Consider the following 20,526-nt stretch of genomic DNA (forward strand, 5'->3'; position numbering starts at 1 on the left):
CCAAAAGGCTACCAGCGCGAGGTCAGGGTGCCGATGCTGGCCAACGCCACCATGCTTGCCGACGCCGTCCTCAACACCTCCGGCCCCAACTTGATCGCCGTCGCACCGGCGTCCTGCAAGCGGGCTAGTTCCTCCGCGCCGATGCCACCTTCCGGGCCCACCAGAAGGTAGATGGTCTCGGCGACGTCGAGGTCAGCAAGGTCCTTAAGCCGAACCTCGGCTTCCTCGTGGAGGACCAAGGCTCGTGCGCCCGCAATCTCCTGGCACAACTGGCGGGTGGTCAAAGGACCACGCACCGCGGGCACGCGCGCGCGGCGCGATTGCTTGGCAGCCGCCACGGCCGCGGATTCCCACTTTGCTAGCGCCTTCGGGGCCTTCTTCGCATCCCACTTGGACACGCAGCGATCCGCCTGCCAGGCGATGATCTCATCCGCCCCTGCCTGAGTGGCCAGGTCGACGGCGAGTTCGGCGCGCTCCGATTTCGGGATGGCCTGGACCACGATGACGCGCGGGGAGGGTTCGGGGATGATCGCGAGGTCGTCGACAAGCGCGACCAGCGTGTCCTTGCCCTGCGTTTCAGTGATGGTGGCGGTAGCGCGGCGCCCAGACCCGTCGATAAGCACCAGGCTCTCGCCCGGGGTCATGCGCTTAACGGTGACCGCGTGGCGGCCCTCCGCACCATCGAGGCCCACGGGCTGGCCGACCTCAGCGTGGGACAGGTCCGGGTGGAGGAAGACGGGCAGAGACATTAGCGGCGGAACTTATCGCGGAAGCGGCTAAAGAGGGACTCGCCCTGGTCATCCCCGGCGTGGTGCACCTCGGTGCCGCCGTGGCCGGCGTCACGCACCTTCTCCAGTGCCTCGCGGGTCTTCTTATCCAGGTCAGTCGGGACAACAACATCCACGTGGGCGTGGAGGTTGCCAAAGCCGTCGGTGCGCAGGCGCGGCATGCCCTTTCCTTGGAGGGTGATGGACTCGCCCGGCTGGGTGCCCGGCGCGATATCGATGGTGAGCTCCTCGCCGTCGAGCTGCTCGACGGTGCACGAAGCACCCAGCGCGGCATCCACCATGGGCACGCGCACGGTCAGGTGCAGGTCATCGGCGTTGCGCTCGAAGACGGGGTGCGGCTCGGTGTGCACCTCAACGTACAGGTCGCCAGCGGGGCCGCCGCCGTGGCCGACCTCGCCCTGGGACGCCATGCGGATGCGCATGCCATCACCAATGCCGGCGGGGATATTCACCGTAATATCGCGACGCTTGCGCACGCGGCCATCACCGCCGCAGTGGCCACAAGGATCGGTGACTACTTCGCCGAAGCCGTAGCACTTCGGGCAATCGCGGGTGGTCATCATGTTGCCCAACATGCTGCGCTGGACCTCTTGGACCTGGCCCATGCCGCCGCAGTGATCACAGGTCACCGGCTTGGACTTGGACTCAGAACCGGTTCCCTCACAGCGGTCACAAACCACAGCGGTATCCACCTTGACCTGCTGCTTAACGCCGCTATAGGCCTCCTCGAGGGTAATGGTGGTGCGCAGGAGCGCATCATCGCCCGGCTGCACGCGGGAACGCGGGCCGCGGGAGGCAGCTCCCCCGCCGAAGAACTCGGCGAAGATATCGCCGAGGCCGCCGCCACCGAAACCACCAAAGCCGCCGCCCTGGGCCGCGCGCTCCTCCATGGGGTCACCACCCATGTCCACAACCCGGCGCTTCTGCGAATCCAGCAGAACCTCCTGTGCAAGGGAAGCCTCGCGGAACTTCTCCGCGGCCTCCTCATCGCCCGGGTTGACGTCCGGGTGGTACTTGCGCGCCAGCTTGCGGTAGGCCTTCTTAATCTCGGCATCCGACGCCGACTTTTCTACACCAAGAATGCCGTAGTAGTCACGAGCCACGTACTGTCATCCTTCTATATCTCGTTGATACTAAATCTAATCCGACGGGCCAGCTTACTCGCCCGCCAAAATTTCACTCACATAGCGTGCAACGGCAGAGACCTTGGAGATTGTTCCCGAATAATCCATATACGTCGGCCCCACCACACCGAGCCCGCCGAGTGCTGCAGCCTCCGAGCCGGTGCCGAGACCATAGCGCGTGGCCACGACGGAGGTTTGGCGCAGCTCATCGGCCTCGTTTTCCTCGCCAATAGAGACCGATACATTGCCTAGGTCCGGCACGCGGGCCAGCAACTTCAGCACCACGACCTGCTCTTCAAGAGCCTCGATGATAGAGGGCAGGCCCTCGGGCAAGGCCACGCGGGTGAGGTTGGAGGTGCCGGCCATAATCAGGCGATCGGAGGGCTGCTCCACGAGGGTTTCAATCAGCGTCGTCGCCGCCTTGAGGAGGTAGGGGCGGATGTCGGCCGGGGAGTCGTCGACAAGCGCGGCCAGCTCCACCGAGGCTTCCGTGAGCGTCTTGCCCTCCAGAGCAGTGTTGAGGATATCGCGCAGGCGGTGGGTCTGCTCGGGGTCGATGACATCATCGAGCTCCACATTGCGCTGATCGACGCGCCCATTGTCCGTAATCAACACCAAGAGCAGACGCACCGGTGACAATGCGACAACCTCGCAATGCTTCACGCGGGAGACCTTGAGGTTTGGCATTTGCACCACCGCAGCTTGCTTGGTCACCTGGGCCAGCAGCTGGACGGAGCGGCGCAAAACGTCTTCCAAGTCGACCCCGCCTTCGAGGAAGGAGAGCATGGCGCGGCGCTCGGGTGTGGACAGCGGTTTGACGTCGTGGAGCGTATCGACGAACTGGCGGTAACCCTTCTGCGTGGGCACGCGCCCGGAGCTGGCGTGTTCTTGGGCGATGAGCCCTTCGGCTTCGAGCACGGCCATGTCATTGCGAATCGTCGCCGAGGACACGCCCAGCTGGTAGCGCTCGAGCAGGGCCTTGGAGCCGACGGGCGATTGCGAGGCGATATAGTCCGCGACGATGGCGCGCAGGACCTCTTGGCGGCGGGCATCGGTGGAGCTGGACATGTCTTTAAGGCTATCCGTTCTGGCGGGCAAGTGTGGAAGCTGGTGCCAATCTGCCTCGGTGCGCTGCCAGTCCGTCACCACTTCCAGGTGGTTCCATAATGTGCTTTAAAAGGGTTCATCATGCGCTTCCAGGTGGCTCGAAAACTGATGGTCCCTTTAGTCTGGTCTCTTTTGAGAGCAAAGAGACCATCTGCGGGCGTGATTCCTGCGATAGATGGTCCCTTTTCGCCGTAAAGGGACCAAATTAACGGGACCAAACTAGAAGGACCCTTAAAAAGACTAACCGTATCGAGGACGACTAACAGGTTTCTCGACGTGGAGAGAGAAACTAACACCGACTAACACCGCTATCAAACTTCCCGACGACAGGAGCAAAACTAACAAATTCCCGGCGGAGCTAACTTTAAGTCCCCATGTCTCCTCGACGTCGAAAGGCCAAGGCCTAGCCACTTCTTCGCAGCTTCGCGGTTGCATCACACAGCTGGTTCTACTCAGATGGTTCAGGTCATACGGTTTACTTGCCCCCAAACGAACCTTCTAGCAGCCTAAGGAAGGTTTGTTTGCCCCCAAACAAACCTTATGACTAGAACCTTTCCACTGGAACCATGTGCGGAAGGCTGAGGACAGGCCACGAGCAGGGTACGGCCGCTAATGAGCCAGCTGATGCGGATCCGGAGGTCGGCCCGCAGGCGGGGCAAGCCCCTAGCGAGCGGTGCCTTCGGCGGTATCTTCGGCGACAAGGAGGTCGGTGATGATCCCATCCGCGAGCAGGCGTCCCGCCTTGGTCACGCGGAGGTGGTCGCCGGCGCGCTCGAGCAGGCCGCGAGAGATGTAGTCAGCCATGACTGGCTCCGCCGCCGGCGCTAGCCAGGACGCGGGGATGCCCTCGCGCAGGCGCAGGCCCAGCATGATGCGCTCGGTGTGGCGATCGGCGGCGCTGAGCTCCTCGCGATCCTTGATGGGCAGCTCCCCCTCGCCCACGGCCTTGATATAGGTCCGCGGGTTCTTCACGTTGAAGAAGCGCTCGTTGCCCAAATGCGAATGCGCGCCCGGGCCCGCGCCCCACCAATTGCCGTCCACCCAGTAGATGCGATTGTGCTGACACTCCCCACCCGGCTTGGCCCAGTTGGAGACCTCGTACCATTCAAAGCCTTCGGCCTCGAGCGTGGAGGAGATCATCTCATAGCGCCGGGCCAGAACGTCCTCGTCCGGAGCCGGAAGCAGGCCCTTCGATACCTTGCGGGCCATGCGCGTGCCGTCCTCCACAATGAGCGAATACGCACTGATGTGGTCCACCCCGGTCTCCAGGGCGCGCTCCAAGGTCAGGGCAACGTCGGCGTCCTCTTCCGTCGGCGTGCCATAAATCATGTCCAGGTTGACGTGCTCGAAGCCCGCGGCACTAGCCTCGCGGGCAGCATCGAAGGCACGGCCCGGGGTGTGGGCTCGCTCGAGCACTGCGAGCACGCCCGGTGAGGCGGACTGCATGCCGAGGGAGAGGCGGGTGAAGCCGGCGTCGAGAAGCCCGGCGAAATACTCCGGCGAGGTCGACTCCGGGTTGGATTCCGTGGTGACCTCCGCGTCTGGGGCTAGGCCAAAGGTGTCGCGCACCCGATTCAACACACGGCCCAGCCCCTCGGCACCCAACAAGCTCGGCGTGCCGCCACCGATAAAAACTGTTTCGGCCTCGCGGCCTACCTGGGCCGCCCCCATCTCCAGCTCTTTCTCCAGCGCAGCCAGATAATCGCTGGTCAGATCCCCTCCCAGCTCACCGGGCGTATAGGTGTTGAAATCGCAGTAGCCACAGCGCGAGGCACAGAAGGGAACGTGAATATAAAGACCGAAGGGATCCATGGGGAACAAAATAACCGACTAAACCGTTGAAGCGGTAGTCTATAGTGCAGATTTGCAACCCCGATAGTGAAGAAAGGCCCCCTTTTTCGTGGAACCTCCGAGTCGATGTCCCCGCCGTCTCCTTAAGGCGGTGGGGTAAGCCGTGTTATCTGCCATCCTGATGATTGTGGCGGGTTTCGCCGTCATCGCTCTCATTATCGTGGCCAACGCGTACTTCGTCGCGCAAGAATTCGCCTTCATGTCCGTGGACCGCACGCAGCTGCGCCAGCGCGCTGCGACTGGGGATAAACCAGCGGAGCGCGCGCTCAAAATCACGCAGAAAACCTCCTTCATGCTCTCCGGCGCACAGCTGGGCATCACGATTACGGGCCTGCTTATTGGTTATGTGGCCGAGCCCCTCGTGGGCCAAGGCCTGGGCCAGCTGCTCGGCGGCGTGGGCGTGCCCACGGGCGTGTCCGTTGCCATCGGTACGGTGACCGCGCTGGCCGTGTCGACGGTTCTCACGATGCTCTTTGCCGAGCTCTTCCCGAAGAACTACACCATCGCCGCCCCCATGAAGACAGCGCTGTGGCTGTCCGCGTCCACGATGTGGTACCTCAAGATCTTCGGCTGGCTGATCCACTTCTTCGAGTATTCCTCCAACGCCATCCTCAAGGTCTTCGGCATCGAACCGGTGGAGGATGTCGATTCCTCTGCCACCACCGATGACCTGGAGTCCATCGTGGATGCCTCCCACGAGGCCGGCGACTTGGATGAGGACACCTACCTGGTGCTCGACCGCCTCCTCGACTTCCCCGAACACGACGTGGGACACGCCATGATTCCGCGCTCGCGCGTGGATGTCATTGAGCCGGAGACCACCATCGGCGAGGTGCGCGAGATGATGTCGGAGAACCACACCCGCTACCCCATCATCGACGATGAGCACAATCCCATCGGCGTGGTGCACCTCTACGACGTGCTGGGCACCGAGCTGCCCGTGGCCACCCCGGCCCGCGAAATCATGAAGGAACCCGTGGTAGTGCCGGAGCTCATGCCGCTTCCCGACGTCGTCACGGAGCTTCGCGACGCCGACGAAAAACTCGCCTGCGTCATCGACGAATACGGCGGCTTCGTGGGCATCGTGACCATGGAGGACCTGGCCGAGGAGATCCTCGGCGATGTCACCGATGAGCACGACCTCGAAGAGACCGAAGAGATCACCGAGCAGGACGAGACGCACTGGATCGTCGACGGTGACACCCCCATCGACGAGATCGAGCGCGCCATCGGCCACGACCTGCCCGAGGGTGATTTCGAAACCGTCGCCGGCCTGCTCATCGCCCACTCCGGCACGTTGCCGGAGGAAGGCGAAGAGCTCGCCATCGAGCTGGAGGCAGAGCCTGAAGACTGGGTCGACGGCGATGAAGCCCCCACCCGCACGCTCAACGTGCGCGTCGAGGAAATCGACCGCCACGTGCCCTCCGTTCTAGCCCTAGAGCTGGTGGAGGAATTCCCGGAAGGAGAGGATGACTAATGACTGATACCTGGTGGTTCAACCTCCTCATCACCATTCTCATCATTGCTGCTTCCGGCTTCTTCGTGGTCATCGAGTTCTCCCTCATGGGTGCGCGCCGCAACCGTCTGGAGGAAACCGCGGAATCCTCCGCTGCCTCGCGCGCGGGCCTTCGCTCGCTCAACGAGCTGACCATCATGTTGGCCGGCGCCCAGCTGGGCATTACCGCCGCAACCTTCGTCCTCGGTGCCGTGACCAAGCCGTGGGTCCATCACCTGCTCATGAGCCCGCTGGAGGCCCTCGGTTTGCCGCTAGGCGTTGCTGACGTCGTCTCCTTCCTCCTTGCGCTTTTCGTCGTGACCTTCCTGCACCTGGTCATCGGTGAGATGGCGCCGAAGTCCTGGGCCATCGCCCACCCGGAGACGGCCCTGCAGCTCATTGCGGTTCCTGCCCGCGGTTTCATCTGGCTCTTCCGCCCGCTGCTGATCTGGATCAACAAGATGGCGAACAAGCTGGTGCTCATGACCGGCGAGGAACCCGTCGATCGCGCCGGTGCGGCCGGCTATGACGCGGAAACCCTGCGCCACCTCGTCGAGCACTCGCGGCAGACGGGCACGCTTGACGACGACTCCGCGAACCAGATCACCGGCGTCATCGAGCTGGAAGCGTCCACCGCCGCACAGTTGGCCCGCGAGCACGGCTCGGAAATCTTGCCGCTGTCTTCCGATGCCACGGTGGCTGAGCTGCACGACCTCGTCGTGCACAAGTCCATCATGCGCGTGCTTGTCTACCCACGCGCCTCGCGCATACCGCGCATCGTCCACGTCCGCGATACCCTGCTGGCGGATCCGGAAACCCCGGTGCTGGAATTCTCCCGCCCCGCGTTAGCGGTGAGCTCCTCCTCCACCGTGCAGAAGACTCTGGATCAGATGCGCGCCCGCAACGAGCAGCTCGTCATGGTGGGCAAACCCACCAAGGACAAGACGGTGTGGATCCTGACCTGGGATGACATCATGGGCCAGCTGTGGCCGCAGATTACGGAGCAGCTAGACCAGGCCGCGCCGGCCGCCAAGAACCCGGGGGTTTAAACCTAAAACGGTTTAAACGTAAGAAGTGACACGGAAAGCTTGGCGTGGCACGCCTAAGCAACGAAAAGCGCCACCGAGAGAGGGAATCTCGGTGGCGCTTTCCTTTTGTCCTTGTGTGTTGGCAACAAGGAAGTCTGTGATGCGGCTCCTTAAGCGGTCGTGGCGGCCTGCTTCTGGCGCTTAGCCCGGACGCGGGCGACGACGGCGTCGATACGCGCGCGCTCCTCGAGGAAGGGCGGCGGATTGTGCCCGCGCATGGTGCGCACGAAGGCGGGGTGCGCCTCGACGACGGTGTGGCGCCAGGCCTGCACGGCAATAAGAGAGGATTCTCCCGCGCGCTTGTACAGGTTCGGCAGGGAGACCACGTCGAGGTTGCGGGCCACCGCGTCGGTTTGCGCCAGCACGTACTCCACCAGCTCGCGCAGGTAGGCAGCCACCGCGGCGGTACGGCCGCGCAGGGTTTCTGCCAGCTCGGAGACCACGACGGGCGGGCCGGAGATGGGCAGGCGCTCAGCGAGTGCGCGGGCGGTGAGCTGCTTCGGTTCCTCGACGTCATTGTCGCCGGAGGAGGCAGCCGAGATGGTGCCGGACTTCAGGCCGGAGACCAGCGCCTGGCGCAGGCCGATGAGCTCGCCGACGCAGCGCCCGGAATCCACGCGGGCGTCTTCGACGATATCCCCCAGCTCGGCCAAGCAGTCGAGGGAGAGTTCATCGTCCCAGTCCTCGATGGCCTCGATGAGGTGCTCGATGTAGTCGACGACTTCATCGCCGATGTTATAGATTTCTTGGGTCAGCTCACGGTGGCGCAGCTCGGCTGCGATCTTGTGCATAGGCCGCCCTTCCCGTGAGAACCTCTAGTTGAGGTTTAGAGTTTTTCTGACCCCGCTGACTCTATTAGAGATCCTCGGATTCGGCTGCGCGACACTCCGAAGGAATTCACAGACTCCGCCCAGCCTTATTTCTTGCCGGCGTAGAGGCGCTCGATGTCGGCCGCATAGCGCTGGGCCACCACGTAACGCTTGACCTTCAGGGTTGGGGTGAGCTCGTTGCTTTCCTCGGTGAGGTCCTGGTCCAGGATGACGAACTTCTTAATCCCCTCCGCGTGGGAGACGGTGGCGTTGACCTGGTTGATGGCGTCCTGGATATCCGCGCGCAGCGCCGGATCCGCAGCTACCTCGCGCATACCCTTGGTCGCGGCGATGTTGTGGTCGGCCTTCCACCGCTTGAGCGCATCCTCATCCAGGGTGAGCAGCACGCCGACGAAGGGCTTGCCGTCACCAACCACCATGGCCTGGGAGATCAGCGGGTGGGAGCGCAGGATATCTTCCATCGGGCCGGGCGAGACATTCTTGCCGCCCGCAGTCACAATGAGGTCCTTCTTGCGGCCGGTGATAACGAGCTTGCCTTCTTCGTTGATCTCACCGAGGTCGCCGGTGTTGTACCAGCCATCCTGCAGGGCATTCTCGGTGGCTTCCGGGTTCTGCCAGTAGCCCTTGAAGACGATATCGCCCTTGATCAGGATCTCGCCGTCCTCGTTAATGCGCATCGTCGTTCCGCCCAGCGGCGGGCCGACGGTGCCGATGGACTGATCCACGAAGTCCACGGCGGCGGCCGCTGCGGTCTCCGTAAGGCCATAGCCCTCATAGATGGTCACGCCGATGCCGCGGTACCAGTGCAACAGATCCTGCGAGATGGCCGAACCACCGGAGATGCAGTACTTGACCTCGCCGCCCATTGCCTGGCGGATGGCGGAATAGACCAGCTTGTCAAAGGCCTTGTGCTTGGCCTTGAGGACTCGGTTGGGACCCTCCGGGGTGTCCAGTGCCTTGGAGTATTCGATGGCGACTTTCTCCGCGCTGTCGAAGATCGCGCCCTTGAACGCGGAGGAACCATGCGCCTTGGCGGACGCACCGTTGCGCACCTTCTCAAACACGCGCGGCACGCCGAGAATCAGGTTCGGGCGGGAACGAGCGAACTCAACGGTGATAGTGCTGAAGTCCGCCCAGTGGTTCTGGGACGCACCACCGATGGTGACGGCCAGCGACACCGCGCGGCTGAAGACGTGTGCTAGCGGCAGGAAGGTCAGGACGTGTGCACCCGGCACTGCGATGGCGCCAATCGGGTTGGTCAGCAACCCGCGTGCTTCCGCCAGCCAGTTGCGGTGGGTCAGCATGCAACCCTTGGGGCGCCCGGTGGTGCCGGAGGTGTACACCAGGGAGGCGACGTCGTCAGTGTGCGTAGCTTCGATGCGCTGGTTGACGGTGTCGTCGCTGATGTCGCGTCCCTCAAACTTCAGCGTGTCGATGGCCGAAGAGTTGATTTCCAGAACACGGCGCAGCTGAGAGGGGGAACCGTGTAGCTGCGGGGTGCCGTCCTCCTGCAGCTTCAGGTGCTTCACTAGTTCGGAGTGCTCGCGGGTTTCCGTGATGGCGAGGATTGCGCCGGAGTCCTCGATGATCCACTGAACCTGGGACATCGACGACGAGGGGTACACCGGAACGGAAACCGCACCGGCGGCCCAGATGGCGTAGTCCAGCAAGGACCACTCATAGCGGGTGGTGGAAATGAGCGCCACGCGGTCACCCTGCTCCACGCCGAAGGCGATGAGCCCCTTGGCCACCGCGTAGACTTCCTCGACGAACTCCTTGGCGGTGACGTTGACCCACTCGTAATTCGCCGGGCGGGTAAACAGCACGCCATGTGGGCGGGCGTGCGCCGTAGCCATCATGGCGGTAAGGCACGTTTCGCCGTCCTTGATCTCGAATTCCGCTTTGGTGTGCGCTTCATTCAAAGTCACAGTTGTGTCCTTTCCCACAAAAACTAAATTCCAGCCCACTCTACCAACCTGATTTATTACGCGCGTGGGGAGGGCGTGGCACAATTGGGGGATGTGACTACCCGTGATCTGCTTCAAGAACTTGCCCAACGCCACGGTGTGGCCTGCGAGTACACCGCCCAGAACGGACAGCCTGTGTACGTCAGCGAGGAGACAATCACCTACACGCTGCGCGCACTCGGCGTCTCTATCTCCGACCGTCCGGACGATGAGGAGCTAACCCAAGCCCTCTTCGAGGACTACCTCGCTCGGGCTTCCCGCCCGCTGCCGCCCTGCGTGGTGGCCCACGAAGGCACCGAAAAGTCCTTCGCCGTCCACGTCCACGACGGGGATCCGGTCGCCGTCACCATCGAATTGGAAAGCGGCGAGACCCGCCCGACTTACCAGGACCCCAACGATGCCCCGGCTGCCGACGTCTCCGGAACCATGTGGGGCGAGGCAAGCTTCCACGTCCCCGGCGACCTGCCTCTCGGATTCCATAGGCTGCTCCTGTCCTCTCCCGGCATCGGAGAGCACGAGTGCCCGCTCATCGTCGTGCCGAACCACCTGAGCACGGCCGACCGTTATCTTGAGCGCCCCGCGGCGGGTGCGATGGCGCAGCTGTATTCGGTGCGTTCCGAGAAGTCTTGGGGCATGGGTGATTTCGGTGACTTAGCAGAGCTGGCGGAGGTCTTAGCACCGGACTACGACTTCCTCCTTATTAATCCGCTGCATGCTGGCGAGCCGATTCCGCCGGTGGAAGACTCACCCTACCTACCCACCACGCGGCGATTCATCAATCCGATCTATATCCGCATCGAGGACGTCCCGGAGCTGAAACTGCTCAGCCCGGAACTCCAGGATGACGTGGCCGAGCTGGCCGCCGAGTTCCGCGAGCGCAACCTGTCTGCAGAAGAGATTGATCGTGATTCCATCTTCGAGGCCAAGCTGCAGGTCCTCCAGGAGCTCTTCAACAAGGGGATGACCCCAGAGCGCCGCACCGCCTTTAGCGAGTACAAGCGCCGCGAGGGCCGTGGCCTGCGTAACTTCGCGCTGTGGTGCGCCGAGACCGAGCTCGAACGCCACAGCGGCCGCCGTCACGCACTGAGCCTCGACGTCAGCGAGTTGGCCGAGTTCTATTCCTGGCTGCAGTTCCTCTGCGATGAGCAGCTGGATGCCGCCCAGCGCCGCGCGCTCGACGCCGGCATGAGCATCGGGCTTATCACCGATATGGCCGTGGGCATCCACCCCGCCGGTGCCGACGCCGTCAACCTGGCGGAATACCTCGCCCCGCAGTGCTCGGTGGGCGCCCCGCCGGATGATTACAACCAGCAGGGCCAGGACTGGTCCCAGCCGCCGTGGCACCCAGTCCGCCTGGCGGAATCCGGCTACCAGCCGTGGCGTGACTTGTTGCGCACGATGTTGGGCAACGCCGGCGGCCTGCGCGTTGACCACGTGCTCGGCCTGTTCCGCCTGTACTGGATCCCGCGCCACTCCACCCCGCTCAACGGCACCTACGTGTCCTATGACTGGGAGGCCATGCTCGGCATCTTGGCGCTCGAGGCTGAGCGCGCCGGCGCGGTCCTCGTGGGCGAGGACCTAGGCACCCTGGAGCCGTGGGTCCAAAACGCTCTGCGCGATATGGGGGTGCTGGGCACCACCATCATCTGGTTTGAGCACGCCGAGGACGGCCCCACCCCGCGCCCGCAGGATCAATACCGCCAGATGGCGATGTCCTCGGTGGGCACGCACGATCTGCCGCCGACGCTCGCCTTCCTGCGCGGCGACCACATCGCGCTGCGCGCCCGCCTGGGTCTGCTCACCCGCCCGGTGGCAGAAGAAGAAGCCGAGGACCGCGCGTGGCAGGAAAAGGTCAAGGACAACCTGCAGGCCTATGGCATGTTGGACAACCGCGAGAGCGAAGAGGACATGCTCGTTGCCCTGCACCGCTACATCGCGGGAACCCCGTCGGCGCTGACGGTGACCAACCTGGTGGACATGGTCGGTGACGTGCGCGCCCAAAACCAGCCGGGCACGACGAAGGACCAGTACCCCAACTGGTGCATCCCGCTGTGCGATACCGCCGGCAAGCCGGTGTTGTTGGAGGATCTGCCGAAGCAGGAGCTCTACCAGCGCCTCGCCCAGGCCGCCACGAGGCCGGGCGCCGGGCGCTAAACGACGACGCCGACGATGGCCACCACGACGATGAGCGCGATCATCAGCCAGAGGGTCACGCTCACTCGGGACTTAGGCAGTGCGCGTTTGCGGTGGGGAGGCTGCGGGCGCTCGGGGTCCCACAGGCCTTCGCGGTGATCATCGTCAGTCATGTTTCTTCATCCTAGTCGCGGGCGCTAGCCACGAATTCACACGGTCGATAACCCACATCAGCACCCACCCCATGACGGTCGCGGCCGGCACTGCGGTCACGGCGAGCACCGCCATCTGCGCCCACACTGGCGCCTGCACGAGCCATTCCATGCCCTCAGGGTAGCCTGTTGTCCATGAGCAGTGCACCTTTCGACGTCACCTGCCCCGCGGGCACCATCACCGGCTACCTCGATGGGGACGTGGCCCATTTCCACTCCATCGAGTACTCCCACATCCCGGGAGATTTCGATAACCCCGAGCCCGCCCCGCCGCGTGACCAGGACGCGCGCGAACCGCATCCGGAGAAGGTCGCGCTGACCATCACCGCCCCCGCGCCCGGCAAACGCACCGCCGCCCTAGCCCCCACGCTGGTCTACATCCACGGCGGCCGCTACGAGCACGGCTCCCACGAGGACCCCCGGGCGGAGGGTACGCCGACCGCGGAGGCGGGCATCGTCCACGTGCAGCTGGACTACCGCGTGGGGCTGCCGGGCCTGGCCCGTTTCCGCGATGATGAGCCCAACCACTACCGCGCCATCGAGGACCTACAGCTGGGCTTGGAATGGATTCAGCGCAACATCGAGTCCTTCGGCGGCGATCCCACCAACGTCACCGTCGTGGGCCAGTCCGCCGGCGCCAATGCCGTTCTCTGGCTGTGTCGGCGCGACCACTACCGCGGGGCTTTTCGCCGCGCCGTGGCGCTCTCCCCGGGCTTCCCTCGGGAGAGCTTCGAGGAGCGCAAGGCCACGCTGCGCCAGGTGATGAAGAAGCCCATCACGCGCTCCTCCCTCGCGGCGATGAGCCAAGAGGAGCTCGCGGCCGGCTACGCCAAGTTCCGCAAGAAGTACAGCCTCGATATGGCGCTGGGCCCTACCCCACTGGAGTGTGGGCAGCTTGCCGACGTCCCCCTCATCCTCGCCAGCACCCGCGACGAGTTCTACAACATCCCGGCCACGCAGAAGATCGATCGCTCCCCTTTCCGCAGCCTCATCCTGCGCTATGTGGCCCCGCGCTTTGGATTTCCCCGCAATGGTTTCAAGCCGTGGTATCAGGTGGCACAGCACATGGATAAGGACCGCCCTATGGGCCGGTTGGTGGGTGATGCCATCATCCGCCGCTGGGCGGCAGAGGTGGCGGAGAAGGCACCAGGTAAGACCTGGATGGTGGAGTTCACCCGCTCCTCGGGCCCGGCCCTGCACTGCGAGGAGCTGCGCCCGCTCTTCGGGGACACGGAGCTAGCGCAGTGGCTGCGGGACTTCGTGCGCACCGGCGAGCCCGGTTTCGAGGCCTACCGCCCTGAGCACGCCATCTGGGAATACAACCTGGATAACGGCGAAAACCGCGTGGCCTATTCCAGCCTGGATTATATCTCGGCGGCCTTCGCCCAGGATGGCAGCCTGCTTTAGGCCAGGAGGGCCTCGCGCAGCGGCTCGTGGGCCAGCTCCTCAACCATCCACGGGCTAAAGGCGAATGGCGTGGCATCGGCGGCAGCGAGGACATCGCGCACCGGTACCCACGCGAAGGAGTCCACCTCATCCGGGTTAGGTGTGGGTTCGTCGGTGGTCTCAAAGAGATAGACCGGGCAGATTTCGTTTTCCACCACGCCGGAGGAATCCACGGCGCGGTAGGAAAAGTTCGGCAGCACTAAGTGAGGGGTGCCGCTGAGGCCAAGTTCGAACTGGGCGCGGCGCAGGACGGCGTCGGCAGTCGGCTCATCCGGCCCGGGATGTCCGCAGAAGGAATTGGTCCACACACCAGGCCAGGTCAGCTTGGACAGGGCGCGGCGAGTCAGCAACAGCTCGCCACCGCGCACCACCCAGGCGGAGAATGCAAAATGCAGCGGAGTATCCGCGGTGTGGACGGCGGCCTTCTCAGCTACGCCTGCGGGCTTGCCCTCGGGCGAGGCTAGAACGACGAGTTCCGTCATAGATTGAGGTCTCCTACAAAACGCACGTTGCCGATGTTAAAGCGCGCGTTCCAGAGGTTGCCGGGGGCAACGTCATAGACATACTGGAGGTTGGTGGACGCGCCTGCCCCCAGCGGGTGGTCCAAGCCCGGCGCGGCTACATCTGGGTGGACAGCGGGGTCAACATCAATCGAATCCACGGTGGCCCAGCCGCCGTTGCCATCGGCGCGCTCGAGGGTGGGTTCCGGGAGGGCGTCGGCAGGCATGGGCACCTCGTTGAGGTTGTGGATCTTCACCGTGAGCACCGTTCCACCGCCGCCGGAGTACAGGCCCTGCAGCTCATACTCCACGTTGAGTCCCTTGTCCTTGACAGGTGCCGCCAGGTTAGAGGTCACCTCTTCGGCGTCCACGTCTTTAGCCTCAAAGGTCGGCGGCTCCGAGCTGGACACCACGATGTTGTCCTGCGGGCCCGTGTCCGGCGGCTGGAGGATGCTGCAGCCTGAGAGGGCAACCAGGCACAGCGGGGCACACGCTAGGGGGAGGTACTTCTTCACCGCGAATCCTTTTCCATCACGACTTCGGTTTCTCCCTTACCTTAGTCGACGGGTTGGATATTCCTATTAAGGGCGTAACATCGGCCGACGATGAACTCTATTCTCCGCATCGTCCGCAGCGCGTCTGCGCTGTGGCCGTTCTATCTCGGCGTCCTAATCACCGCGTCAGTCACCGCGATTCTCTCGCTGCTGACTCCCTTCATCCTCCGCGAGGCCACCGACACCGTCGTCGCGGGCGGCCCGCTGCGCACCATCCTGTGGTGGGTCGTGGCACTCTTTGTGGCGGACGCGCTGGGCAATGTGGTGAAGAATATCGGCGGCTATATCGGCGACGTCATGGTGGCGCGCCTGCGCCAGATTCTTTCGACGCGCTACTTTGCCAAGCTGCTCTCCGTACCGCAGGGCTATTACGACAACCAGGTCACCGGCACCATCATTGCGCGCTTGGACCGCTCGATTGCGAATATCACGCAGTTCCTGCAGTCCTTCTCCAATAACTTCTTCGTCATGCTCATCCAGGCCGCAGCGGTGCTGGTCATCACGACGGTCTACTACTGGCCGCTGGCCATCCTGCTGGCAGCGCTCTTCCCTATCTATATGTGGCTCACCGCGCTGACCTCGGAGCGCTGGCAGAAATTCGAGGCCATCAAGAACGAAAACATTGACGTGGCCAATGGGCGCTTCGCAGAGGTCATCGGCCAGGTGAAGGTGACCAAGTCCTTCGTGGCCGAGGCCCGCGAGTTGGCCTCCTTCGGTTCGCGCTACCGCACAGTGGTGGATACGACGAAGCCGCAATCGCGCTGGTGGCATTCCATGGATACCGCGCGTGGCGCGGCCATGGCGCTGATCTTCTTAGGGATCTATGGCCTGATCTTCTGGCGCACTTTGGAGGGCCACTTCTCCATCGGTGACATGGTCATGCTCCTGCAGCTGGTGAACATGGCCAAGCAGCCGGTGTTCATGATGAGCTGGATCGTGGATGTCAGCCAGCGCGCCATCGCCGGCTCCAAGGACTATTTCAAGGTCATGGAGGAGACCCCGGAGCCGACGGTAAACCCGCAGCTGGTCGCCGCCGCTGACGCCTCCGACGTCCCCGAGCTGGACCTCACCCCGGCCGAGCCGCTGCGCCCAACGCAAGGCCCGGTCTTTGCCTTCGAGGACGTGTCCTTCTCCTATGAGTCGGATAAGCCGGTCGTCGCCGGTATTTCCTTCGCCGCCCAGGAGGGCCATAAGGTCGCGCTTGTCGGCGAGTCCGGCGGCGGCAAGTCCACCCTGGTCAACCTGCTGTTGGGCCTGTACCAGCCTACGGAGGGAAAGCTGACTGTGCTCGGGCACGACGCCGCAGAGCTTACCGCCGAGCGCCTGCGCGCCTCGGTCGGCGTGGTCTTCCAGGAGTCCTATCTCTTTTCCGGCACCATCAAGGAAAACATCGCTTATGGCAAGCCGGGGGCGACGATGGAGGAGATCTTAGACGTCGCCAAGCGCGCCAATGCGCACGACTTCATCGAGGAATTCCCCGATGGTTATGACACCGTCATCGGTGAGCGCGGCCTCAAGCTCTCCGGCGGGCAGAAGCAGCGCGTGGCCGTGGCGCGCGCCATGCTGAAGGACGCCCCCATCCTCGTGCTCGACGAGGCCACCTCGGCGCTGGACACCAAGGCCGAGCGCGCCGTCCAGGCCGGTCTGGACGAGCTCATGAAGGACCGCACCACGCTCATCATCGCGCACCGCCTGTCCACCATCGCGGACGTGGACACCATCATCACCCTCGACCACGGCCGCATCTCCGAGATTGGTTCTCCGGCCGAGCTGGCACAGTCCGGCGGCATCTACGCCGAGCTGCTGCGTTTGACCCAATCCGCCTCCGCCGCCGACCGCCAGCGGCTGAAAAAATACGGATTTGTGCAGCCCACCGACGAGTAAGGTGGGGCGCATGCATTTCCCTAGCCTGAAAGAACTTAGTGCCCGCGGCACCCGCAAGTGGACCGTCTATGACGAGGACATCATTCCCCTGTGGATCGCTGAATCGGACTTCCTCACCGCCCCCGCGGTGAAGGAAGCAATACAGGAGGCTGTCGACGCCGAATCCTTCGGCTACACCCCAGCCCCCAAGGCCTCCGAGCTCAACGCGGCCCTGGCGGATTTCTATGAATCGCGCTACGGCTGGCGCCCACAGCACGTCTTCTGGATTGGGGACGTCGTGCGCGGGCTGCTGCTCGGGGTGCAGTACTTTACTGAGGGCGCGGTGGCCGTACCGGTTCCGTCTTACCCGCCGCTGTTGGAGCTGCCGGAGACCGCGGGGCGCGAGAAGATAGAGACCTCGCTGGAGCTAGACGATATCGAGCGTGCCTTTAAGGCTGGCGCCGGCTCTATCCTGCTCTCCCACCCTTATAACCCGCTGGGCATCGTCTTCGACGAGGACTGGCTGCGGGGGCTCGTGGAACTGGCGGATAAGTATGATGCCCGTATCCTCTCCGATGAGATCCATGCCCCGCTGGTCTACGAGGGCCGCCACATCCCGCTGGGTGCTTTGTCCGACCGCGTCATCACCGTCACCGCCACGTCCAAGGCGTGGAATACCGCGGGTCTCAAGTGCGCGCAGGTGATCTTCTCCAACTCCGTGGACGTGGAGCGCTGGAATTCGCTGACCGGTGTGGCCAAGGACGGCACCGGCACGCTGGGCGTTCTGGCGGCGGAGTCCGCCTACCGCGACGGCGGGGAGTTCCTCGACGAGGAGATCGCGTACCTGAAGAAGACCCGCGACTGGCTGGTGGAGGAGCTGCCCAAGCGCGTGCCGGGCCTAAAGACTTCCCACCCGCAGGCCACCTACCTGCTGTGGTTGGATTTTTCCGAGACCGCTATTGGTGATGACCCGAAGCCCGCAGCGTGGGTTCGCGAGCACGCCAAGGTGGCTCTCAACGAGGGCGTGACCTTCGGTACGGGCGGCGAGCACCACGCGCGTTTGAACTTCGCCACCTCCCGCGAGCTGCTCGAAGAAGCGCTGGATCGGCTAGAGAAGGCCTTCAGCTAGAGTTTACATCTCATGTCATGGGCATTATTCTTAGAAAAATGTCCATTAATGACGCTCAGGCTCCCTCTCAGTCCGCCTCGAAGACGGGTTCTCCCATCGGCATCGTCATCGTTGCCTCACTCATGCTCTTCTCCATGTTCTTTGGAGCGGGCAACCTCATCTTCCCGCCGGAAGTCGGTGTCTCCTCCGGCACCAACTTCTGGCCCGCCACCTTGGGCTTCCTCGCCGCCGGCGTGGCGCTGCCGGTCTTGGCTGTGGTCGCGGTGGCCATTTCCGGCCAGTCCGTGCGGGACATCGGAAACCACGGCGGCAAGATCTTCGGCGTGGCCTTTTCCGTCATTGCTTACCTGGCCATCGGCGCCTTCTACGCCCTGCCGCGTACCGGCGCGGTGTCCATGGAAACCGCCATCACCCCGCTGCTGGGGTGGGAGGGGACCTTCGCCAACGGCGCCTTCAACGTCGTCTTCTTCCTTATCGCGTTGGCTTTGGCCTGGCGCCCGAATGACATCATCGACACCTTGGGCAAGTTCCTCACCCCGGCGCTGGTCATCCTGCTCGCGGTCCTCATCACCCTCGCTACCGTGGCGAATCCCCGCGTTCCCGGCACCCCGACCGAAGAGTATGCCTCCGCACCCTTCGTTACCGGCCTCTTTGAGGGCTATAACACCATGGACGCCATCGCGGGCCTGGCTTTCTCCATCGTCATCGTGACCTCCCTGCGCTCCAAGGGTTTTTCCAAGAACAGTGAGCTGCTGCGCGGAACCATTCTCTCCGCGGTCATCGCCGGCGCCCTGCTCGCCGCCATCTACCTGGGGCTGGCGTGGATCGGCCAAACCATGCCGAACGGTGCCTCCTATGAGTCCGGCGCCGCCTTGCTTGCCGACGCCTCCAATCTCACCATGGGCAACATCGGCCAGGCCGTCTTCTCCGCCATCGTCATCCTGGCGTGCATGACCACCGCCGTGGGCCTGATTTCCGCCACCTCGGAGTTCTTCGCCCTCCTTGTGCCGAAGACCACCTACCACCTGTGGGCCTGCCTGTTTACCGCGCTGTCCATCGCCTTCGCTTTCCAGGGCCTTGACACGGTGCTTGCCATCGCGGTGCCCTTCATCGTGTTCTTGTACCCGCCGGCTATCTCGCTGATTGCGCTGACCCTCCTGCAGCCGGTGGTCAAGAAGTGGGTCACCTTCTACTGGGGATTCCGCTTGGCGCTGTGGGTTTCCGTGCTGTGGTCCGCCGCCACCTCCTTCGGTGTGCCGCTTGATTTCGCCCCTGGCCAAGACGTTGGTTTGGGCTGGGTGGTTCCCACGCTCCTCGCATTTGCCATCGGCGTTATCATCGACGTTGTATCTACAGGCTCGTCGAAGAAAAGTGAGTAGCTCATGACGTCCCGCGCCGCTTTGTCCGTCCTCGATTTCTGCACCATCTACCCGGGGGAATCTCCCTCCCAGTCCATGGCCAGGTCGGTCGAGCTGGCGCAACGCGCGGAGGCATTGGGGTTTAAGCGCATGTGGTACACCGAGCACCACAACATGCCCTCCATTTCTTCCTCCTCCCCGGCAGTACTCATCGCACACATCGGCGCGAAGACCGAGCGCATCCGCTTGGGCTCCGGCGGCGTCATGCTGCCGAACCACGCGCCCTATGTCATCGCCGAACAATTCGGCACCCTCGCCGAGCTCTACCCCGGCCGCGTCGACCTTGGCCTGGGCCGCGCCCCCGGCACCGACATGCAGACCTTAGGCCGCGCCCTGCGCCGCGATGGCCACGCCGCCGAACGCTTCCCCGAGGACGTCAAGGAGCTACAGGGCTACCTCTCCGGAAAGTCCCTCATCCCCGGAGTGAAGGCCATCCCCGGCCATGGCACCAACGTCCCCATCTACATCCTGGGATCCTCGCTGTTCGGCGCCTCGCTCGCCGCCAAGTACGGGCTTCCCTATGCCTTCGCCTCGCACTTTGCCCCGCAACACCTCGAGGCCGCCACGGCCTACTATCGCGAGAATTACCAGCCTTCCGAAGCCCACCCGGAGCCCTATGTCATCGCGGGTGTCAACGTCACCGCGGGTGATGACGCCGACGAGGAATTTGAAAAGGTCTGCTTCCGCCGCGTCAAGGCCTTTGCAGGTCGTGGCAAGCAGCTCAGCGACGCCGACGTTGCCCGCATCATCGATTCCCCGCAGGGCCAGCAAATCATCGGCATGCTGAAGTACTCCGCCGTGGGCAGTATCGAGCACGTGCGCGACTACCTCACGGAATTCCAAAATCTGGCCCAGGCGGATGAACTCATGATCTCCCTGCAATCCACAAGCCACGAGGCCGCCTTGGGTAACATGGTTAACCTGGCTCAAGCGTGGCAGCTGTAGGCGGACGCGCCCTCGCGCATCCGCGCTTCAACACATCACTACCCATCACAGCGTTTTCTACATAGAGGAGCATCAC

General features: G+C 63.6%; 18 protein-coding genes. 8 read left to right on the top strand and 10 right to left on the bottom strand.

Features of this window, described 5'->3' with window-relative positions; all coding sequences use genetic code 11:
* Nucleotides 1-8 precede the first annotated feature (8 nt).
* From QP999_RS06550 to hemW, 4 genes are all read right to left on the bottom strand, one after another.
* Nucleotides 9-749, bottom strand: coding sequence for a 16S rRNA (uracil(1498)-N(3))-methyltransferase (locus tag QP999_RS06550; protein ID WP_284847923.1), 741 nt, complete (start codon nt 747-749; stop codon nt 9-11).
* The gene (dnaJ, locus tag QP999_RS06555; protein ID WP_070519590.1) at nt 749-1,891 is read right to left on the bottom strand and encodes a molecular chaperone DnaJ; all 1,143 of its coding nucleotides are present in this window, start codon (nt 1,889-1,891) and stop codon (nt 749-751) included. Before dnaJ ends, QP999_RS06550 begins: the two co-directional genes overlap by 1 nt.
* Before the next feature lie 54 nt (nt 1,892-1,945).
* On the bottom strand, nt 1,946-2,980 hold the full coding sequence (gene hrcA, locus QP999_RS06560; protein ID WP_070624489.1) for a heat-inducible transcriptional repressor HrcA: 1,035 nt from the start codon (nt 2,978-2,980) through the stop codon (nt 1,946-1,948).
* A 702-nt stretch (nt 2,981-3,682) separates the two neighbouring features.
* Nucleotides 3,683-4,831 carry a radical SAM family heme chaperone HemW gene (hemW, locus tag QP999_RS06565; RefSeq protein ID WP_070519587.1) on the bottom strand — a complete coding sequence of 383 codons (1,149 nt, stop codon included), beginning with the start codon at nt 4,829-4,831 and terminating at the stop codon, nt 3,683-3,685.
* 142 nt (nt 4,832-4,973) lie between these two features.
* Between hemW and QP999_RS06570 the strand changes: the two genes are divergently transcribed.
* Together QP999_RS06570 and QP999_RS06575 are read left to right on the top strand one after the other, a co-directional pair.
* Nucleotides 4,974-6,347 (top strand): hemolysin family protein, encoded by a 1,374-nt coding sequence (locus QP999_RS06570; RefSeq protein WP_284847924.1) that lies wholly within the window; start codon nt 4,974-4,976, stop codon nt 6,345-6,347.
* Nucleotides 6,347-7,414, top strand: a complete 1,068-nt coding sequence (locus QP999_RS06575; RefSeq protein WP_070561466.1) for a CNNM domain-containing protein — start codon at nt 6,347-6,349, stop codon at nt 7,412-7,414. The genes QP999_RS06570 and QP999_RS06575 overlap by 1 nt, the downstream gene beginning before the upstream one ends.
* A gap of 149 nt (nt 7,415-7,563) precedes the next feature.
* Here QP999_RS06575 and QP999_RS06580 read toward each other — a convergent pair whose 3' ends face one another.
* Together QP999_RS06580 and QP999_RS06585 are read right to left on the bottom strand one after the other, a co-directional pair.
* Complete coding sequence (locus QP999_RS06580; protein WP_143334691.1) at nt 7,564-8,244, bottom strand: hypothetical protein; 681 nt, start codon at nt 8,242-8,244, stop codon at nt 7,564-7,566.
* Nucleotides 8,245-8,369: 125 nt separating this feature from the next.
* Complete coding sequence (locus QP999_RS06585; protein ID WP_070530199.1) at nt 8,370-10,211, bottom strand: AMP-dependent synthetase/ligase; 1,842 nt, start codon at nt 10,209-10,211, stop codon at nt 8,370-8,372.
* Between the two features lie 93 nt (nt 10,212-10,304).
* Between QP999_RS06585 and malQ the strand changes: the two genes are divergently transcribed.
* Nucleotides 10,305-12,404, top strand: coding sequence for a 4-alpha-glucanotransferase (gene malQ / locus QP999_RS06590; protein ID WP_284847925.1), 2,100 nt, complete (start codon nt 10,305-10,307; stop codon nt 12,402-12,404).
* Here malQ and QP999_RS06595 read toward each other — a convergent pair.
* The gene (locus QP999_RS06595) at nt 12,401-12,556 is read right to left on the bottom strand and encodes a hypothetical protein (protein WP_185963341.1); all 156 of its coding nucleotides are present in this window, start codon (nt 12,554-12,556) and stop codon (nt 12,401-12,403) included. The two genes, malQ and QP999_RS06595, sit on opposite strands and share 4 nt — an antisense overlap.
* Nucleotides 12,549-12,707, bottom strand: coding sequence for a hypothetical protein (locus tag QP999_RS06600; RefSeq protein ID WP_168164014.1), 159 nt, complete (start codon nt 12,705-12,707; stop codon nt 12,549-12,551). The genes QP999_RS06595 and QP999_RS06600 overlap by 8 nt, the downstream gene beginning before the upstream one ends.
* 23 nt (nt 12,708-12,730) lie before the next feature.
* On the opposite strand from QP999_RS06600, the gene QP999_RS06605 reads away from it, so the two are divergent.
* Entirely contained in the window at nt 12,731-14,002 is a 1,272-nt protein-coding gene (locus QP999_RS06605) for a carboxylesterase family protein (RefSeq protein WP_070561464.1), read from the top strand.
* Here the strand turns inward: QP999_RS06605 and idi are convergent.
* Together idi and QP999_RS06615 are read right to left on the bottom strand one after the other, a co-directional pair.
* A complete protein-coding gene (gene idi / locus QP999_RS06610) occupies nt 13,999-14,523 on the bottom strand; it encodes an isopentenyl-diphosphate Delta-isomerase (protein ID WP_154762233.1) in 525 nt (174 codons plus the stop codon). The two genes, QP999_RS06605 and idi, sit on opposite strands and share 4 nt — an antisense overlap.
* Nucleotides 14,520-15,056 carry a hypothetical protein gene (locus QP999_RS06615; RefSeq protein ID WP_070564733.1) on the bottom strand — a complete coding sequence of 179 codons (537 nt, stop codon included), beginning with the start codon at nt 15,054-15,056 and terminating at the stop codon, nt 14,520-14,522. The genes idi and QP999_RS06615 overlap by 4 nt, the downstream gene beginning before the upstream one ends.
* A gap of 90 nt (nt 15,057-15,146) precedes the next feature.
* On the opposite strand from QP999_RS06615, the gene QP999_RS06620 reads away from it, so the two are divergent.
* Genes QP999_RS06620 through QP999_RS06635 form a run of 4 tightly spaced genes read left to right on the top strand, consistent with a single transcriptional unit; the run spans nt 15,147 to nt 20,450 of the window.
* Entirely contained in the window at nt 15,147-16,979 is a 1,833-nt protein-coding gene (locus tag QP999_RS06620) for an ABC transporter ATP-binding protein (protein ID WP_167595635.1), read from the top strand.
* A gap of 10 nt (nt 16,980-16,989) precedes the next feature.
* Nucleotides 16,990-18,087: a MalY/PatB family protein gene (locus QP999_RS06625; protein WP_284847926.1), complete on the top strand. Its 1,098-nt coding sequence runs from the start codon at nt 16,990-16,992 to the stop codon at nt 18,085-18,087.
* A 38-nt stretch (nt 18,088-18,125) separates the two neighbouring features.
* Complete coding sequence (gene brnQ, locus QP999_RS06630) at nt 18,126-19,466, top strand: branched-chain amino acid transport system II carrier protein (protein ID WP_284847927.1); 1,341 nt, start codon at nt 18,126-18,128, stop codon at nt 19,464-19,466.
* Between the two features lie 3 nt (nt 19,467-19,469).
* A complete protein-coding gene (locus QP999_RS06635; RefSeq protein WP_070561456.1) occupies nt 19,470-20,450 on the top strand; it encodes an LLM class flavin-dependent oxidoreductase in 981 nt (326 codons plus the stop codon).
* The last annotated feature ends 76 nt before the right edge of the window (nt 20,451-20,526 follow it).

It is taken from the genome of Corynebacterium sp. MSK004 (assembly GCF_030232515.1).
Taxonomy (GTDB): domain Bacteria; phylum Actinomycetota; class Actinomycetes; order Mycobacteriales; family Mycobacteriaceae; genus Corynebacterium; species Corynebacterium hesseae.

What these genes read in the sequence shown, in the direction of transcription:
- QP999_RS06550 (WP_284847923.1), bottom strand. Translation starts at nt 749, where the DNA reads ATGTCTCTGCCCGTCTTCCTCCACCCGGACCTGTCCCACGCTGAGGTC.
- hrcA (WP_070624489.1), bottom strand. Translation starts at nt 2,980, where the DNA reads ATGTCCAGCTCCACCGATGCCCGCCGCCAAGAGGTCCTGCGCGCCATC.
- hemW (WP_070519587.1), bottom strand. Translation starts at nt 4,831, where the DNA reads ATGGATCCCTTCGGTCTTTATATTCACGTTCCCTTCTGTGCCTCGCGC.
- QP999_RS06575 (WP_070561466.1), top strand. Translation starts at nt 6,347, where the DNA reads ATGACTGATACCTGGTGGTTCAACCTCCTCATCACCATTCTCATCATT.
- QP999_RS06580 (WP_143334691.1), bottom strand. Translation starts at nt 8,244, where the DNA reads ATGCACAAGATCGCAGCCGAGCTGCGCCACCGTGAGCTGACCCAAGAA.
- QP999_RS06595 (WP_185963341.1), bottom strand. Translation starts at nt 12,556, where the DNA reads ATGACTGACGATGATCACCGCGAAGGCCTGTGGGACCCCGAGCGCCCG.
- QP999_RS06600 (WP_168164014.1), bottom strand. Translation starts at nt 12,707, where the DNA reads ATGGAATGGCTCGTGCAGGCGCCAGTGTGGGCGCAGATGGCGGTGCTC.
- QP999_RS06605 (WP_070561464.1), top strand. Translation starts at nt 12,731, where the DNA reads ATGAGCAGTGCACCTTTCGACGTCACCTGCCCCGCGGGCACCATCACC.
- idi (WP_154762233.1), bottom strand. Translation starts at nt 14,523, where the DNA reads ATGACGGAACTCGTCGTTCTAGCCTCGCCCGAGGGCAAGCCCGCAGGC.
- QP999_RS06620 (WP_167595635.1), top strand. Translation starts at nt 15,147, where the DNA reads ATGAACTCTATTCTCCGCATCGTCCGCAGCGCGTCTGCGCTGTGGCCG.
- QP999_RS06625 (WP_284847926.1), top strand. Translation starts at nt 16,990, where the DNA reads ATGCATTTCCCTAGCCTGAAAGAACTTAGTGCCCGCGGCACCCGCAAG.
- brnQ (WP_284847927.1), top strand. Translation starts at nt 18,126, where the DNA reads ATGTCCATTAATGACGCTCAGGCTCCCTCTCAGTCCGCCTCGAAGACG.
- QP999_RS06635 (WP_070561456.1), top strand. Translation starts at nt 19,470, where the DNA reads ATGACGTCCCGCGCCGCTTTGTCCGTCCTCGATTTCTGCACCATCTAC.